The following is a 17,457-nucleotide window of genomic DNA, read 5'->3' as shown; positions in this document are numbered from 1 at the left end:
TTCTACAACAATACTAGCTGCTTGAGTAGTGATTTCAGGGGAAACAGTATCTTGAACAGTGATAATTTGTGTGTGTGTTGTTTCATTTCCACACTCATCTGTTGCCGTCCAAGTTCTGGTCACAACAAAAGCGTTAGCACATTGACCTTGTTGAGTAGACTCAACAAAGGTAACACTTGCCTCACTACAGTTGTCAGTAGCAGAAAGTGTAGCAGCCGTTGGTACAGCATCACATTCTACAGTTACATCACTTGGTAATTCTTCTACAAAAATCGGAGCAGTAATATCTTGAACATTAACAAATTGTTTTTTAAGTGAAGTGTTACCACACAGATCCGTTGCTGTCCAAGCTCTTGTAATTAAATAGTTATTTGGACAATTTCCTTCACTAATTACTTCAAAATAAACAACATTTACTTCACCACAATTATCTGTTGCAGTCAATACCTCTGGTTGAGGAATGTTGTCACATGAAACTGTTATTTCTGAAGGAATATCTTCATTAAATATTGGAGCTATAGTATCCTCTACAGTTATAATTTGAGTATGAACTGTTTGGTTGTTACAAGCATCTGTTGCCGTCCAAGTTCTGGTCACAACATAAGCGTTAGCACATTGACCTTGCTCAGTTGATTCAGTAAAGGTAACAATTGCATCACCACAATTGTCTGTAGCAGTTAAAGTAGCAGCAGTTGGAACAGCACTACATTCAACGCTTACATTAGCAGGAAGCTCTTCTACAAAAGCAGGAGCAGTTGTATCTTGAACAGTGATAATTTGTGTGTGTGTTGTTTCATTTCCACACTCATCTGTTGCCGTCCAAGTTCTGGTCACAACATAAGCGTTAGCACATTGACCTTGCTCAGTTGATTCAGTAAAGGTAACAATTGCATCACCACAATTGTCTGTTGCAGTTAAAATAGCAGCAGTTGGAACAGCACTACATTCAACAGTTACATTAGCAGGAAGCTCTTCTACAAAAGCAGGAGCAGTTGTATCTTGAACAGTGATAATTTGTGTGTGTGTTGTTTCATTTCCACACTCATCTGTTGCCTTCCAAGTTCTGGTCACAACAAAAGTGTTAGCACATTGCCCTTGCTCAGTTGATTCGGTGAAGGCAACAGTTGCCTCACCACAATTATCTGTAGCAGTTAAAGTAGCAGCCGTTGGAACAGCATCACACTCTACTGTTAAACTAGCAGGAAGCTCTTCTACGAACGCAGGAACAACAGTATCGTTTACAGTAATTGTTTGCGAAATAGAAGTTTCGTTACTACAAGCATCTACAAACAACCAAGTTCTAGTGATTACGAACGAGTTCGGACAATCACCAGCCACAGTTGTATCAACACCTTCCACAGTGATTTCACCGGCACAATTATCCGTAGCGGTTAATGAAATGGTTGCCGGAACTTCAGAAGCACAGGCTACAGTTACAGCAGCAGGAGCTTCCGGAGCCACAGGAGCAGTACTATCTTGTACAGCAAAAGTAGCTGAAGTAGTAGCGGTATTTCCACATGCATCAGTTGCAGTGAAAATCACAGTTATAGCTGTAGAACAATCGTTTGATAAAGCATTGAAATCATTTGTCCAAGTAACATCAGAACAGTTGTCAGTTGCAGTAGCACCACCATTGGATGCTAACCAAGCCTCAACAGCTCCTTGGTTTCCAGATCCATCACATTCAACAACAATACTTGATGCTTGAGTAGTGATTTCAGGAGAAACAGTATCTTGAACAGTGATAATTTGTATGTGTGTTGTTTCATTTCCACACTCATCTGTTGCCGTCCAAGTTCTAGTCACAACAAAAGCGTTAGCACATTGACCTTGCTCGGTTGATTCGGTGAAGGCAACAGTTGCCTCACCACAATTATCTGTAGCAGTTAAAGTAGCAGCTGTTGGTACAGCACTACATTCAACGGTTACGTTAGCTGGAAGCTCTTCTACAAAAGCAGGAGCCGTAGTATCTTGAACAGTGATGATTTGTGTGTGCGTTGTTTCATTTCCACACTCATCTGTTGCCGTCCAAGTTCTGGTCACAACATAAGCGTTAGCACATTGACCTTGCTCGGTTGATTCATTGAATGCAACAGTTGCATCACCACAATTATCTGTAGCAGTTAAAGTAGCAACAGTTGGAACAGCAGTACATTCAACGGTTACATCAGCAGGAAGCTCTTCTACAAAAGTAGGAGCGGTTGTATCTTGAACAGTGATGATTTGTGTATGAACCGTTTGGTTATTACAAGCATCCGTAGCTGTCCAAGTTCTAGTTACAACGAAAGCATTAGCACATTGACCTTGCTCAGTTGACTCAGTGAAGCTAACAGTTGCATCACCACAATTATCTGTAGCAGTTAAAGTAGCTGCAGTTGGAACAGCAGTACATTCAACGGTTACATCAGCAGGAAGCTCTTCTACAAAAGTAGGAGCAGTTGTGTCATTTACATTTATTGTTTGAACGTGGGTTCGAGTGTTATTACATACATCCGTTGCTGTCCAAGTTCTTGTAATTATGTATGCATTCGTACAATTTCCTTGTTGAATTGACTCATTATAAGTTACTGTAGCACTACCACAATTATCTGTAGCAGTTAAAGTAACCGCCATTGGTATTTGGCTACATTCAATAGTAACATCAAAATCATTAGGAAGTTCTTCAACAAAAGTTGGAGCAACATTATCCTCAACAGAGATTGTTTGAACATGAGTAACGGAATTACCACAATCGTCTGTAGCTACCCAAGTTCTTATTAAAGAATATTGATTTGCACAGTTTCCTTGTTCAATTACTTCGTTAAATACTACGTTAGCAGAACTACATTCATCTATAGCTGTAAGTACTGCAGGGGCAGGAATTTGACTGCAGTCAACAGTATTATCAGTTGGAAGAACTTCAACAAAAACAGGTGCCGTTGTATCTATCACATTAATAGTTTGACTTGCTGTTGTAATATTACCTGATAAATCAGTGGCAGTCCAAGTTCTCGTAATTGAATAATTACCTGTACAATTACCGTTAGTTATAACATCGTTAAATGTTAAAGTAACATCACCACATGCATCTGTAGCGGTAGGCTGAGTAAACTCAGGAGTATTTGGACAATTAATTGTAGATTCTCCAGGAAGTAAGCTGATTACAGGAACAGTATTGTCAATCACATTCACTGTAATGATAGCTGAACTACAATTAGTAGGATTAATGATTTCGCAAATGGTATATTCAAAAGTATATTGACCGGCTTGAATACCCGATGAAACAGTTATATTACCTTCCGTATCAATTGAAATATTAGGATAATTACCTGAAATGATACTAAAGTTTACATTCGAAGTCGAGGCTTGACTATTATTTACTGAATCGTTATTAAGAACATTTCCAATAATACTATCAGTAATACATTCAATAGCATTGTAATTATCATTTTGAGCGATAATTGATGCTTGACTAACTACAATTGTAACAACAGCTGTATCACAGTTACCCGGATTTAAGTTTTCACAGATTTGGTAAGTTAAGGTATAAGTTCCGGCAGGAGTACCAGCGGCTACATCAACAGTACCATCAGGATTTAATGTTAAAGCACCGGTTGGATCAGGTGTAACTAAAGTTAAAGTTACATCAGCCGGATTAACAGGATTACCATTTAAAGTATCGTTATCAAATACATTCACTACAGCTGTTTGACCACTAGCTCCATTTACAGGACCTTGGTTGTCATCCACAGCATCGATAACCGGAGCACTCACTGTAATAGTTACAACAGCTGTATCACAATTATCCGGATTTAAGTTTTCACAAATTTGGTAAGTTAAGGTATAAGTTCCGGCAGGAGTACCAACTGCAACATCCACAGAACCGTCGGGGTTAAGTGTAAGAGCACCGGTTGGATCAGGTGTAACTAAAGTTAAAGTTACATCAGCCGGATTAACAGGATTACCATTTAAAGTATCGTTATCAAATACATTCACTACACCGTTTTGACCTGAAGTACCATTGATTGGTCCTGCATTGTCATCCACAGCATCGATAACCGGAGCACTCACTGTAATAGTTACAACAGCTGTATCACAATTACCCGGATTTAAGTTTTCACAAATTTGGTAAGTTAAGGTATAAGTTCCGGCAGGAGTACCAACTGCAACATCCACAGAACCGTCGGGGTTAAGTGTAAGAGCACCGGTTGGATCAGGTGTAACTAAAGTTAAAGTTACATCAGCCGGATTAACAGGATTACCATTTAAAGTATCGTTATCAAATACATTCACTACACCGTTTTGACCTGAAGTACCATTGATTGGCCCTGCATTGTCATCCACAGCATCGATAACCGGAGCACTCACTGTAATAGTAACAACAGCTGTATCACAGTTACCCGGATTTAAGTTTTCACAGATTTGGTAAGTTAACGTGTAAGTTCCGGCAGGAGTACCAACTGCTACATCCACAGAACCGTCAGGGTTAAGTGTAAGAGCACCGGTTGGATCAGGTGTAACTAAAGTTAAAGTTACATCAGCCGGGTTAACAGGATTACCATTTAAAGTATCGTTATCAAATACATTCACCACGCCGTTTTGACCTGAAGTACCATTGATTGGTCCTGCATTGTCATCCACAGCATCGATAACCGGAGCACTCACTGTAATAGTTACAACAGCCGTATCACAATTACCCGGATTTAAGTTTTCACAAATTTGGTAAGTTAACGTGTAAGTTCCGGCAGGAGTACCAACTGCAACATCCACAGAACCGTCAGGGTTAAGAGTAAGAGCACCGGTTGGATCAGGTGTAACTAAAGTTAAAGTTACATCAGCCGGATTAACAGGATTACCATTTAAAGTATCGTTATCAAATACATTCACCACGCCGTTTTGACCTGAAGTACCATTGATTGGTCCAGCATTGTCATCCACAGCATCGATAGGTTGACAAGCTGAAATTGTAAATTCAAAATAACAACCATCTGCATTAAATGGAACTGCAAAATAGGTAGCAGTATTTCCGGCACTAACTGGGAAATTTGTAATTGGATTTGCACCTTGTTGAACTGGATAAGCAGCGTAAAACAATGATCCCGGAGGGAATGCCGAAGCTAATTCGGTTGCAGTAACATTTGTTTCACCGTTACAATAGTAAAAGTTTTGTACTAAAGGAACATTCGAACAATTTTGAGCTACATAGTTTCCGGCAACAATATTTACAGTAATAGGTTGATAAATAGGTTCTCCTTGACAATTTCCAGAGTTATTATATCCTAAAATTAATGGTCTGTCTTTAAAAGGGATTCCGGTTACTGCACCAGTTCCGTTGGTAAGACCATTCACTAAAATATTGTTAGAACAATTTGGATTAGAGAGTATAGCACAATTGTCGGTTGCTCTTAATTTGAATCTAAGTGAAGCTAACAATGTTTGTGGATCAGCAGGTAAAGGTAAGGTACCAAAATCCCAAACAATAGAACCAGTAGCTCCTAAATTTGGATCAAAAAACAGATTGTTAGGAGTTGGGTTTGGAGTAAAAAATATAGAACTATTCAAACTACCTGGAACAAACGTTGAGGTAAATGGAATTGGAATTACCAATCTGTAATTATTTACCGCTTCAGTTCCAAGGTTTTTAATATCTACACCAAATTCTACTTCTTGTCCAGGCTGTGCATTGTATGGTCCGCCTGATGTTACAGGGACACCACCAATATTTTGAACAGATAACAAACCTTCAATTTCAGGGATATAGGCATCAACAGACATTGTAATGTTAAAAATAACATATGTATCACGCGTAGAACCATATCTAAAACGGGTAGAGGTTTGATTGTTTGTAATAACACTATTATTTGTATTAGGAATATCAAACATACTAATGTCTAATCCGGTGTTATTTAATAATTCAGGTACTCTGGTATTACCACCAGTAAAAATGGAAGAATTAAAGAAGTTATTAGTGTCATTTGCACCGTGATTTAGCGTAACCCAGTTTGTATCCGGATGATTTCTGATTTGAAAGTAATCTCCTGAAATTGCACGATCACCTTCTCCGGCAATCATCCCTAATTTCATATTAACAGGTCCTGCTTGAACTGTATTAAATCCAGAAACCGGAATTTCAAAATCTGCAGTAACACTACCGGCAACATATGAATGACCGTCAAAGATGGTTACATCTCTCCATTTCATTTTATCATTTTCATAAACAACGACCATTCCCCATCCGCCATAATAACCAGTACCACCACCATTACCTTCAACTAAGGCAATGTCGGCTACTTGATAAGCCCCTAATCCATTAGTTCTAACATAGTCTGTTACTTCTATATAAGCGGAATACATAAAACCATCGCTACTGTCTGGATAATAAATATCATCTGCTTGAGCAGTTAAAACAGTGTAAGCAGAAGAATTTGGACCTTTGATAGAAACTTTTCGTTTATCAAAAGTTTTCGATACAGTTCCGAAAACAGGAATTGATCCGGAAACATTTATTGAAGCAAAAGATGAATCTTCATAATCACCAGTTGATAAGTTTTGTCTCGAATCACGAGTTAATGAGTTTACAGTTAATGTAACATCATTTTCAGTTGTTAAAGTGACTGCGTCAAATGTTACCGTTCTATTATTACCAGAATTGGAAACTGATTGATTTGTAGCATTTGTCCAAGCACCGCCATTAATACGATATCTAATATATGGTGTTGAGTTTTGAAATTCAAAATCTACAGTAGCGCCATCTCCAGAGAATGTATAACGCACATAACGTGCATTAGTGTTTCCTTGACGAGTGATGTTTAATGAATAGCTAGTATTTGATATAGCATCATTATCACCAATTGTTGAATTTTGATTGATAGGTTGTGTACCGATTTGTTCTGTTCTAACCGCAGTAAATTCTGTTGGACTAGTAGATGCATCGGATGCTCTTCCTGTCCAATATAATCCGGCATAAACTATATTTGAACAAGCAGGATTTGCACCATTCTCGGTTGAAAGAGACAATGTTGATGACGATGAGTTCCAAGTTGAAGGATCACCATCCATATCAATATAACGCATATTGTTGGCATTTGAGCCATCATCAGCGTAATCTACAAGTGTTAAGTTAGAATTACCTATCATGGTAAAATCACCTTTCACGTTGTAAATGGTCTTTTGAGGTGTATAAACAGAAGTCCTTTGTGTAAAAGGAACTCTCACCTGAGCATTTACATAAAATGAATTACCTATTAACACCATTAAGAGTATTAAAAGATAATTTGATTTTAGGTTTAGTTTGAAATTTGAGTACATATTATTCATGTTATTTCTTTAACAAATTAATTTCTGAACAGAAATATTTTTAGGAAGGCTTTTCAACTGTATATAATACTGTGAAATTAGTCTTATTGTTTTTGATCAAATTATTGAGCATATCCACTGAACAATCAAAACTTACTTTGATTAGAATTACTCTAAGTGAAGGATAATTTGAAAAAAATGATAAATCAACAGGAGTTGAAAGATCTTCCTTTTTGTTGATTTTTACAGTGACAAGTTCTACTTGACTCATTTCTAAGTTCAAATCTCTAAGTTTTGAAATAGATGGTGTGTCTACAAATAACACTTTGGCAGGTTTTCCATAAGTGTTTACTGCACCATTGTTTACATAGATCGAAGGGTGTAGATCTTTTATCAATGATTTGACAGAAATTGTACCAGCAAGGCTAGTAGTTTCCTTTTTGGGCTCTCTTTTAAGGTATTCATTTACTTCAATCAATTTGAAGTCTTGTGAAAAACCTAAAAAGGGAAGCACCAATAGCATTAGAACAAACAGTCCAAAAGCGTTATTTCGCTTTGTCGTAGCTTGATTTCCCATAATTTTAAATTTAAATTTTGAATTCATGATTTTTGACATTTTGGGTTAAGTTTTTTTTCATAATTAATAAATTAGTTGATTTGGGCGGATAAATTTTAATAGACTTATACAGTTTACACATTTATCGGATGGCTAAACTATATACAATATGATTTTTTTGTACATTTCTTCTGTAACTAACCAAAAAACTCGATAAGTAGCACTTAAAATGCTGTTTGTGGAGTTTTTTGTCGATGAATAACCACTCTTTTTTCTTATATTTATACATGTTTCTGCGTTAATTTATTCTTAAATTCTTGTCGAATGTATAAAGTTGTTTCGATAAAAAAAAATATTTTATCGATAAAATGCATAAAAATGCCGATAAAAGGCGTTAAAATGAAATATCAGTAAGAAAATACATAAATAAATACTTATTAACAAGCCTTGTTGATAAGTTGACATGGAATATTTTGTTGGGTTAAGATTTAAAAATTTTCATTTTGTCATTCTAAAAAGTTTTGTTTTTTGTTTTAATCAATATTTACCACAATGAATTATGAATTTTTATATTAATAAGGTACATTTATTAAAAAAATAATCTTAAATTGTACTTATATTTAATTAGTTGCAAACAATTCTTTTTCAATGAAAAATTTAATATTAATCAGGCATGCAAAATCCAGTTGGGACGCACCGGTTCAGGATAAAGACAGAGTGCTCGCCCAAAGAGGTGTTCGCGATGCTCATTTGGTTGCAAAAAACATTTCAAATTTTATCCCAAAGGCGAATTTAATTTGGAGTAGCACTGCTAAGAGAGCATCAGAAACAGCAGTGATTTTTGCCCAAATTCAAATGTGGCCATTAGAAAGTATTGTTTTTAAAGATGAGTTGTATACTTTTGATAGTGCTAAACTTGAAAAAATAATTAAATCATGCGATAATAGTTATGAAAATGTTATTCTTTTCGGACATAATGAGGCAATCACAGAATTTGTTAATAAATTTGGAGATGTTTTTATTGATAATGTGCCTACTGCCGGATTTGTATCCCTTTCATTTGATGTAGACAGTTGGTCAACTATCCGTAAAGGCAAAATCAATAAAGTACTTTTTCCAAGAGATTTAAAAGATGATTAAAGCGATTGAATACCGTTATGTTGACAGAGAGAAAAGTTGGTTATGTTTTAATGCAAGAGTGCTTCAAGAAGCCGCTGACCCAACGGTTCCATTATTAGATAGATTACGATTTTTAGGCATTTTTTCCAATAATTTAGATGAGTTTTTCCGTGTGCGTTTTGCTGCCATAAGACGACTAAGTCTTTCCGGACAAACCGGAGAAAAAGTTTTGGGTGGAATCACCTCTCAACAATTACTCAAAGACATTACCGACATTGTCATCAAACAGCAATCAGAAAGTTTGCGAATTCTTAATATCATTGAAAAAGAACTCGAAAAAGAAGGCGTTTTCATTATCAATGAAAAAGAAATTTCAAAAGAACAGGAAAATTATATTCATGATTTTTTTATTCAAAAGGTTAGCCCGGCTTTAGTCACCATCATCTTAAATGATTTGGCAGAATTTCCGCTTCTTAAAGATACATCCGGTTATTTAGCCGTAAAACTTGTCATGAAAAACGAAACAGTTGAAAAATCATCTTTTTTAGGGTTTAAAAAAAATAAAAAAGACATTCGTTATGCAGTGATTGAAATTCCAAAAACAATCAATCGATTTGTAGTTTTGCCTTCTAATGGTGAAAAACAATTTATAATTCTTTTAGATGATGTGATTCGATATAACCTGCAAAGTATTTTCAATATTTTTGAATATGAAAGTATTTCTGCACACATGATCAAAATAACCCGTGATGCTCAGTTGGAAATTGACAGTGACATCAGCAAAAGTTTTGCCGAAAAAATTTCCGAAAGTGTTCGCGATAGAAGAATAGGAGAACCCGTTCGATTTGTTTACGATCAGTCAATTGATAAAGATACGTTGAAGTTTTTCTTAGAAAAAATGAACATCGATTCTACCGATAGCATTATACCCGGAGGAAGATACCACAACCGTCGTGATTATATGGATTTTCCTAATTTAGGACGATACGATTTATTATACCAACCTAAAACGCCATTACCTGTTGATGGTTTAGCTTTGGAAGGTAGCATCATCAAAAAGATAAGTGAAAAAGATTATTTAGTCAATGCTCCCTATCAATCTTTTTCTTATTTAATCAAATTTCTACGTGAAGCCGCTCTTGACCCAAAAGTCATCAGTATTAAAATCACACTTTATCGTTTGGCTAAGAATTCACAAATCATTAGTTCGTTGATAAATGCCGCTAAAAACGGAAAAAAAGTAACCGTTCAAATTGAATTACAAGCTCGTTTTGATGAGGCAAGCAATATTTCTTATGCTGAACAAATGCAAACAGAGGGAATTAATTTGATTTTTGGTGTGAAAGGATTAAAAGTACACAGCAAAATCTGTGTCATCGATCGATTTGAGGATAAAAAAATAAAACGATACGGTTTCATTTCTACCGGAAATTTTAACGAATCTACTGCTAAAGTGTATACCGATGTGACATTGTTTACGAGCCATCAACAGATTTTAAAAGATGCCGACAAAGTCTTCGATTTCTTTGAAGTCAATTACCGTGTGCATCGCTATAAGCATTTGGTTGTTTCGCCACATTATACTCGAAATAAAATGTATAAACTCATTGATCGAGAAATTATGCATGCTCTATCCGGGAAAGAAACATATATCAAATTGAAGATGAATAGTTTATCTGATGTCCGAATGATTGATAAATTATATGATGCCAGTCGAGCAGGAGTGAAAATTCAATTGATTGTTCGAGGCATTTGTTGTTTGATTCCGGGTGTGAAAGGGATGAGCGAAAATATTGAAGCCATCAGCATCGTAGATAATTTTCTGGAACATTCCCGAATTTTTATATTTGGGAATCATGGTAAACCGGAAGTTTTTATTTCCTCTGCTGATTTTATGACCCGAAACATCGATGCACGAGTGGAAGTTACTTGTCCGATTTATGACGAAAATATTAAATTTGAACTCATCGAAAGTTTTGATGTGGGTTGGAAAGGAAATGTAAAAGCACGTTATCATTCTGAAAAATTAGATAATAAATACCGTGTTCGCAATGAAAACGACCGTGTTTATAGAGCCCAAATTGAAACCTATAATTACTACCGCAACCAATTGGAAGTAATTACAGAAAAAATATAAACCCCAAATTAAAAAGCATAAATGATTACAATTAAAAGATACGCTGCCATCGATATTGGTTCCAATGCCATGCGGTTGTTGGTGTCTAATATCGTGGAACAAGAAGGAAAAGATGCACAGTTTAACAAAAGTTCCTTGGTGCGTGTGCCAATTCGTTTAGGGCAAGATGTGTTTACCGTCGGTGAAATATCGGATGAAAACATCGAACGGATGATTGATGCCATGAAAGCCTACAAATTGTTAATGAAAGTGCATAAAGTAGAACACTACAAAGCCTGTGCAACTTCAGCCATGCGTGAAGCTGACAACAATAGAGATATTGTTGAAATTATTCAACGCGAAGCCGACATTCATATTGATATTATTGATGGGAAAAAAGAAGCCGCCATTATTGCTTCTTCCGATTTGAAAGAATACATTGCTACTGATAAAACCTATTTATATGTAGATGTCGGTGGTGGAAGTACCGAATTTTCATTGTTTTCCAATGGAAAAATCATTGCTTCCAAATCCTTCAAAAACGGTACCGTTCGGATGTTGAATAATATGGTGAATGAAGTAGTTTGGGTGGAAATCGAAAAATGGATAAAATTAAACACCACTCCTTTTGAAGATATCACGATGATTGGTTCCGGAGGAAACATCAACAAACTTTTCAAAATGACCGGAAAACAGCAAGATAAACCATTAACATATTTAGGTTTGAATGCTCAATACGCCATGTTGAACAAAATGACCTATGACGAACGTATTTCTGAATTAGGTTTAAACCCCGATCGTGCCGACGTAATTATTCCTGCCACCAAAATCTATTTGAATGCCATGAAGTGGAGTGGAGCCCGCCATCTATACGTACCTAAAATCGGACTTTCAGACGGAATTGTAAAGGCGATGTATTATGGGAGGATTTAAACATCCAAATCAAACGTCTTCCGCAACAACTCCAAATTTGGATTAATCTCATTCAACCGATTAAATTTATCTTGTGGCGTAAAAGCCCGTTTGTTCTCCATTTTTTCATTCACTACCAACTCAATTTCAATGTCGTGGTTATGAAGCATGCCTCGTAAATAACCCAAGACTTCGTTCTTTGTTCGTTCAAATTCCAAACGTGTTCCTTCATTGGGTAACTCGTGGGTGATTTTAGTTCCGTCTAGTTTTGGGTCGTTAATCAGCATTAACGAGTGCATAATCATTTGCCCTTTTTCCTCCAATTTCACAGCAAATTTATTCCATTGCAGCAACATGTCGGTTTCTGTAAATGGCTCGGTGGGATATTGAATGGTCTCTTTGGTAGCTAATTTTTGAGCTTCCGCCAGTTCTTTTTTCTGTTTTATACTCGCTAACGAAAAAGCAGAAACCTTTAGTTCGCCGGTAGATGTAGTCGGAATATCAATTTTAGGTTTTGTAGTTTCTTCTTGAACTTGTTGGTTAGAAGTTGGAGTTTCCACTTTTACAATTTCTTTCGGCACATTCGGAACCACTTCCACAGAAGCAGTTGCCACTTCTATAGAACCTAATTTTCCCAGAAAATGAAAGGGTGGAATTATATAGCCGTCAACTTTTTTTTTTCTCCATCAAAAGTGATAGAGCCTATTTGCATTAAACAAAGTTCGATGAGCAAACGTTGGTTCTGACTCACTTTGAACTTCAAATCCGTATCGTTTGCCAGTTCAATTGCTTTCAACAAAAACTCCTGACTGCATTTTTTTGCTTGTTCTCCAAACAACTTCTGAGCTTGTTCGCCGGCTTCCAATAACACTAATGTCGAAGGATTTTTACAAACCAATAAATCCCTAAAGTGCGAAGCCAATCCTTGAATAAAATGATGAGCATCAAAACCACGAGCCAAAATATCATTAAACGCCATCAACAACTCCGGCAATTTATTTTCCAGCAGTAAGTCGGTGACATTTATATAGGATTCATAATCCAACACATTCAAATTCTCCGTAACTGCTTGACGAGTCAAATTATTTCCGCAATACGAAACTACTCGGTCAAAAATCGATAACGCATCCCGCATTGCACCATCCGCTTTTTGAGCAATAATGTGCAACGCATCATCTTCAAACTGAATACCTTGATTTTCGGCTACATACGCCAAATGTTCTTTGGCATCTTTTACGGTAATTCGTTTAAAATCAAAAATCTGACAACGCGACAAGATGGTTGGAATGATTTTATGCTTTTCGGTCGTGGCCAAAATAAATATGGCGTGTTTTGGAGGTTCTTCCAAAGTTTTCAAAAACGCATTGAAAGCCGCCGAGGACAACATGTGCACCTCATCAATAATATATACCTTATATTGTCCGGTTTGTGGCGGTATGCGAACTTGGTCAATCAAATTCCGAATATCATCCACCGAATTGTTGGAAGCCGCATCCAATTCAAACACATTAAACGCAAAATCCTCATTTGGATCATCATAACCCGGTTGGTTAATTTTGCGAGCCAAAATTCTAGCACAAGTCGTTTTTCCCACTCCACGAGGTCCGGTAAAAAGCAAAGCCTGAGCTAAATGATTGTTTTCGATGGCATTAAGTAAAGTATTGGTAATAGCCTGCTGTCCCACTACGTCAATAAACGTTTGGGGTCTGTATTTTCGGGCTGATACTACAAATTGTTCCATCAAAAAAGTTTGGATGACAAATATAAAATTTAATTATCGATTGGCAAGGGGAGGAGGGAATTTAGTTGATGTGTCAATTGTACAATTTGTCAAATGATTAACGATTAGAGAATTTTGTTTGTTGATTTTTGAATTAAGTTGACCATTTTCAATGGAATCAGAAAACCGATAACAGACAACCGTTTATTACCCCAACGTTAAATCTCTCAATGTTTTAACCAAAAGTTTTTTATGTAGAAATAAAGTGTACCTTTGCACCCTGAAAAAATAACAGATGGAATCAATTAGAAACATTGCAATTATTGCCCACGTCGACCACGGTAAAACCACTTTGGTTGACAAAATTATGTATCACTGTCAGCTTTTTCGTGAAAACGAAAATACAGGTGATTTAATCCTAGACAACAATGACTTGGAACGTGAACGTGGAATCACTATCACTTCCAAAAATGTTTCTGTAGTATATAAAGGTACAAAAATCAATATAATTGATACTCCCGGTCACGCCGATTTTGGTGGTGAAGTGGAACGTGTTTTAAATATGGCAGACGGTGTTTGCCTGTTAGTAGATGCTTTTGAAGGACCAATGCCACAAACGCGTTTTGTATTGCAAAAAGCCATCGACTTAGGGTTGAAACCTTGTGTGGTGATTAATAAAGTAGATAAAGAAAACTGTACACCGGAAGAAGTGCATGAAAAGGTATTCGACTTGATGTTCGAATTAGGTGCGGAAGAATGGCAATTGGATTTCCCAACGGTTTATGGTTCTGCTAAAAACAATTGGATGTCTGAGGACTGGAAAAATATAACAACCAATATCGAACCTTTGTTAGATATGGTGGTGCAACATGTTCCAGCCCCTAAAATTTCTGAAGGAACTCCTCAAATGTTAATTACTTCTTTAGACTTTTCTTCCTTCACAGGTCGAATTGCGATTGGTCGTTTAGAAAGAGGTGTTTTAAAAGAAGGAATGCCTATTTCTTTGGTCAAAAGAGAGGGAAAAATCATCAAATCCAGAATAAAAGAATTGCATACCTTTGAAGGTCTTGGACGTAAAAAAGTAACCGAAGTAATTGCGGGCGACATCTGTGCGATCGTAGGAATTGAAGGTTTTGAAATTGGTGATACTGTGGCTGATTTTGAAAATCCGGAAGCCTTGCAAACCATTGCTATTGATGAGCCAACGATGAGTATGTTATTTACCATTAACGATTCACCGTTTTTTGGGAAAGAAGGAAAATTTGTAACCTCAAGACACGTAAAAGATCGTTTAGCAAAAGAATTAGAGAAAAACTTAGCCCTTCGAGTATCGGATACAGATTCAGCTGATAAATTCATGGTGTTTGGTCGTGGCGTATTGCACTTGTCAGTATTGATTGAAACTATGCGTAGAGAAGGATATGAGTTGCAAATTGGTCAACCACAAGTTATCATCAAAGAAATTGATGGCGTAAAATGTGAGCCAATTGAGGAATTGACGATTGATTTACCGGAACATGTATCCGGAAAAGCAGTAGAGTTTGTTTCCGTAAGAAAAGGAGAAATGTTGAGTATGGAAGGAAAAGGCGAGCGAATGATTATTAAATTTAATATTCCATCACGCGGAATCATTGGTTTGAGAAACCAATTATTAACCGCCACTGCCGGAGAAGCGATTATGGCTCACCGATTCATCGGGTATGAACCCTATAAAGGTGAAATTGCAGGTCGAATCAATGGTTCTTTGATTTCGATGGAAAACGGAAAAGCCATTCCTTATTCTATTAATAAATTACAAGACAGAGGTAAATTCTTTGTGGATCCGAACGAAGATATTTATGAAGGTCAGGTTGTAGGTGAAAATTCAAGAGGCGACGACATGACGATTAATATTACCAAAACGAAACAGTTGACTAACTTCCGTTCTGCCGGAGCTGATGATAAAACAAAAATTATTCCGGCTATAAAATTCTCTTTGGAAGAAGCGTTAGAATACATTCAAAAAGATGAATATGTAGAAGTAACACCAAAATCGTTACGTCTGCGTAAGATTTACTTGAATGAAAACGACAGAAAAAGATATAAAATTTAATTTTTTAAAAATCCCGTTTAGCGGGATTTTTTTATTTATTTAGCAGAGTTAAAGGTGTTTTTAACAATTCTATTTTTAAAGAATTATTTTAATTCGTGACTTCACTAAAATTTTTATTGTATCCCAGCGTTATTTGAAAACTTTCAAAAAAAATGTTAAAGCATTACGATTGAAAAATGTATTTTTGTGGCAATGGAATTTTCTTCAAAATTATTGGAAAAAGCAGTAAACGAAATGGCACAATTACCGGGAATTGGTAAGCGTACAGCACTTCGTTTGGTTTTACATTTGTTGAAGCAACCCAAAGAGCAGACTCAGTTTTTGACCGAATCGTTGCAAACCATGCGTCATGAAGTAAAGTATTGCAAAAGTTGTCATAATATTTCTGATGTAGAACTTTGCGAAATTTGCTCAAATGAAAAAAGAAATCATCAAATGATTTGTGTGGTAGAAGATATTCGTGATGTTATGGCCATTGAAAATACGGGACAGTTCAAAGGCGTTTATCATGTGCTTGGCGGAAAGATTTCTCCCATTGATGGCGTAGGCCCAAGTCAATTAAACATCGCTACATTGGTTGAAAAAGTTAGTGCTGGAATGGTGGCTGAAGTTATCTTTGCGTTAAGTTCTACCATGGAAGGAGACACGACCAATTTTTATATTTTCAGACAAATTCAACAGTATGAAATTAAAACTTCCACTATTGCAAGAGGGATTTCGGTGGGTGATGAATTGGAGTATGCTGATGAAATAACCTTAGGAAGAAGTATTTTAAATAGAATTCCGTTTGAAAACACGATGAAAAGCAATTAATTATCAGTAAACTTGTTTTTATATTCTGATGGAAAAACTATATTTGTTGGCTAAAAATTTCAAAATGAATAAAACCCTGATGGTAATAGTGATGTTTATTGTTTTAGTAACATCATCGTGTGTGCCAACGAAAGATTTAAAGTATTTACAAAGTAACCATGAACAGAAGGATACTTTAGTAATGAGTCAACTTGTCAAAAAGCCTTATCGAATTCAAAGTAATGATATATTGGTTATTAATATAAAAACAATAGACGCAACTTTAACCGAGATGTTTCAAGTTTCAGATGGAAATAGAAATATCGTAAATGAACAAATTATATATTTTGAAGGCTTTAATGTGGATGATCACGGAAATATTCGTATACCCATTTTAGGCGAAGTGGCAGTTTTAGGAAAAACAACAGAGGAAATTAGACTGAATATTGAAAAGCGTTTACTGGAAGAGTATTTTAATGAAGAAGCAGAATTATTTATCACTGTAAAATTAGCCGGTATCCGTTATACAATTAATGGAGAAATTAAAAGTCCAGGCACTAATATAATTTATAATGAAAGGGCAACAATTATGGATGCTATTTCAAACTCCGGTGATATTTTAATTACGGGTGATCGAAAGGAAGTTATTATTGTTCGTCAATACCCTCATGGCGTTGAAATGCATACCGTAAATCTTTTAGATAGGAAAGCAATAGAATCACCCTATTACTATTTACAACCAAATGATTTTATTTTAATCAATCCATTAAAACAAAAGTCTTGGGGAACCGGAACTACCGGTATTCAAACAATGACAACAATTATAACAGCCTTGTCACTAGTTACCTCTATTATTTTATTATCACGCTTATAAT

General features: G+C 36.0%; 10 protein-coding genes. 6 read left to right on the top strand and 4 right to left on the bottom strand.

All coding sequences use genetic code 11. The features are described 5' to 3' along the window. Both EQG68_RS14720 and EQG68_RS14715 read right to left on the bottom strand, forming a co-directional pair. On the bottom strand, nucleotides 1-7,287 hold a 7,287-nt coding region (locus EQG68_RS14720; protein ID WP_449404220.1), incomplete at its 3' end, for an HYR-like domain-containing protein. 49 nt (nucleotides 7,288-7,336) lie between these two features. Next, complete coding sequence (locus EQG68_RS14715; RefSeq protein WP_129465649.1) at nucleotides 7,337-7,879, bottom strand: hypothetical protein; 543 nt, start codon at nucleotides 7,877-7,879, stop codon at nucleotides 7,337-7,339. Nucleotides 7,880-8,479: 600 nt separating this feature from the next. Between EQG68_RS14715 and EQG68_RS14710 the strand changes: the two genes are divergently transcribed. From EQG68_RS14710 to EQG68_RS14700, 3 genes are read left to right on the top strand one after another with little or no spacing between them, the layout of a single operon-like run. Then, nucleotides 8,480-8,971, top strand: coding sequence for a SixA phosphatase family protein (locus EQG68_RS14710; RefSeq protein WP_129465648.1), 492 nt, complete (start codon nucleotides 8,480-8,482; stop codon nucleotides 8,969-8,971). Continuing rightward, nucleotides 8,964-11,087, top strand: a complete 2,124-nt coding sequence (ppk1, locus tag EQG68_RS14705; RefSeq protein ID WP_129465647.1) for a polyphosphate kinase 1 — start codon at nucleotides 8,964-8,966, stop codon at nucleotides 11,085-11,087. Before EQG68_RS14710 ends, ppk1 begins: the two co-directional genes overlap by 8 nt. A 21-nt stretch (nucleotides 11,088-11,108) precedes the next feature. Continuing rightward, nucleotides 11,109-11,999, top strand: coding sequence for a Ppx/GppA phosphatase family protein (locus EQG68_RS14700; protein WP_129465646.1), 891 nt, complete (start codon nucleotides 11,109-11,111; stop codon nucleotides 11,997-11,999). Here EQG68_RS14700 and EQG68_RS15295 read toward each other — a convergent pair. After that, complete coding sequence (locus EQG68_RS15295) at nucleotides 11,996-12,592, bottom strand: DNA polymerase III subunit gamma/tau (RefSeq protein ID WP_246011776.1); 597 nt, start codon at nucleotides 12,590-12,592, stop codon at nucleotides 11,996-11,998. The two genes, EQG68_RS14700 and EQG68_RS15295, sit on opposite strands and share 4 nt — an antisense overlap. A 41-nt stretch (nucleotides 12,593-12,633) precedes the next feature. Next, a complete protein-coding gene (dnaX, locus tag EQG68_RS14690; RefSeq protein ID WP_129465645.1) occupies nucleotides 12,634-13,719 on the bottom strand; it encodes a DNA polymerase III subunit gamma/tau in 1,086 nt (361 codons plus the stop codon). A gap of 274 nt (nucleotides 13,720-13,993) precedes the next feature. Between dnaX and typA the strand changes: the two genes are divergently transcribed. From typA to EQG68_RS14675, 3 genes are all read left to right on the top strand, one after another. Further along, the gene (gene typA, locus EQG68_RS14685; RefSeq protein ID WP_129465644.1) at nucleotides 13,994-15,790 is read left to right on the top strand and encodes a translational GTPase TypA; all 1,797 of its coding nucleotides are present in this window, start codon (nucleotides 13,994-13,996) and stop codon (nucleotides 15,788-15,790) included. Between the two features lie 192 nt (nucleotides 15,791-15,982). After that, nucleotides 15,983-16,603, top strand: coding sequence for a recombination mediator RecR (gene recR / locus EQG68_RS14680; RefSeq protein ID WP_129465651.1), 621 nt, complete (start codon nucleotides 15,983-15,985; stop codon nucleotides 16,601-16,603). Between the two features lie 64 nt (nucleotides 16,604-16,667). After that, on the top strand, nucleotides 16,668-17,456 hold the full coding sequence (locus EQG68_RS14675) for a polysaccharide biosynthesis/export family protein (RefSeq protein ID WP_129465643.1): 789 nt from the start codon (nucleotides 16,668-16,670) through the stop codon (nucleotides 17,454-17,456). Nucleotide 17,457 lies beyond the last annotated feature (1 nt).

The organism is Flavobacterium piscinae, assembly GCF_004122145.1.
GTDB classification, from domain to species: domain Bacteria; phylum Bacteroidota; class Bacteroidia; order Flavobacteriales; family Flavobacteriaceae; genus Flavobacterium; species Flavobacterium piscinae.
This window is presented reverse-complemented; position numbering and strand designations above follow the sequence as displayed.